Origin of the sequence: Stenotrophomonas sp. HMWF003, assembly GCF_003061285.1 — a bacterium.
GTDB classification, from domain to species: domain Bacteria; phylum Pseudomonadota; class Gammaproteobacteria; order Xanthomonadales; family Xanthomonadaceae; genus Stenotrophomonas; species Stenotrophomonas maltophilia_AP.
In genome coordinates this window covers 1-1,297 of sequence record NZ_QAIW01000295.1, presented here as the reverse complement: position 1 = coordinate 1,297, position 1,297 = coordinate 1, and the positions used below count along the sequence as shown (strand labels likewise).

Below are 1,297 nucleotides of genomic sequence, written 5' to 3'. Positions count from 1 at the left end.
CGGTGATCATCGGGGTGCCGACCGGGCTGGTGATGCTGCAGCCGGACTTCGGGACCGGGGTGCTGATCGCGGCGAGCGGTGCGTTCGTGCTGCTGCTGGGCGGCCTGCCGTGGTGGTGGGTAGGGGTGGCGGTGGGCGGTGTGGCGGCAGCGGCGCCGGTGGCGTGGATCTGGCTGCTGCGTCCCTACCAGAAGGACCGGATCATGATGTTCCTGGACCCGGAGATGGACGCGCTGGGCGCGGGCTGGAACATCATCCAGTCCAAGATCGCGATCGGGTCGGGCGGGTTCGACGGGAAGGGCTGGGGCCAGGGGTCGCAGTCGCACCTGAACTTCATTCCCGAGCAGACGACGGACTTTGCGTTCTCGGTGCTGAGCGAGGAATTCGGCTGGATCGGCGTGGCCACGGTGCTGGTGCTGTATCTGGTGGTGATCGGGCGTTGCCTGTGGATCGCGTCGCAGTCGCGGGACTCGTACTCGCGCTTGTTGGCGGGCGCGACGGGATTGGCCTTCTTTGTGTACGTGCTGGTGAATGGCGGCATGATTTCCGGGCTGTTGCCGGTGGTAGGCGTGCCGATGCCGCTGATCAGCTACGGCGGCACGTCGGCGGTGTCGCTGCTGGCCGGCTTCGGGCTGGTGATGGCCGCACGCAGCCACCAGCCGGTGCACGGCGGCTACGGCTAGCGCGTGGCGCCGGGCGCTGCCCGGCTGCGCTTCTGCACCAAAACGACATCATCACCCACCGCACGCCAGGCGTAGGTTGGGCGTGACTCAGGTTGCCCAACGGACTGCATGCTAGGGTCGTCCGCTTGCGCCGGGCCGCTCGGGTCCGCTTTTTGTTGCCGTGTCGCCGTTTGCTGTGCGTCGCGCATTTCCAGGAGTCGCCCGCATGGTCGAACACCTGCAGCGCGTACGCGCCGCGTTTCATTTTTTCCTGCATTCGCTGGACCTTCCGCTGCTGGTCGCGTTGTGCCCGTTGATGCTGGCCAGCCTGGCGGTGTTGCACAGCGTGGAAGGGCCGGTACAGGCGCAGGCCATGCGCTTTGCGGCGGGGCTGGCAGCGATGTGGGGGTTGTCGCGGCTGCCGGTGCTGCAGTTGCGCGCGTGGTCGCCGTGGATCTATGCGGTGTCGCTGCTGCCGTTGCTGGCGGTGTATGTGGTGGGCACGGGGAAATACGGGCAGCGCTGGTTGAACCTGGGGGTGTTCTACCTGCAGCCGTCGGAACTGCTCAAGCTCAGTCTGCCGATGATGATGGCCTGGTATCTGCACCGGCAGGCGCTGCCGCCGCGGCCAAAAT

General features: G+C 67.0%; 2 protein-coding genes. Both read left to right on the top strand.

Annotated elements, in window-relative coordinates; genetic code table 11:
• Positions 1-683 (top strand): FtsW/RodA/SpoVE family cell cycle protein (locus DBR34_RS12105; RefSeq protein ID WP_146186830.1); only part of this gene is annotated, 683 nt, incomplete at its 5' end.
• A gap of 205 nt (positions 684-888) precedes the next feature.
• Positions 889-1,297: FtsW/RodA/SpoVE family cell cycle protein (locus tag DBR34_RS12100; protein WP_181393985.1), on the top strand; the 409-nt coding region annotated here is incomplete at its 3' end.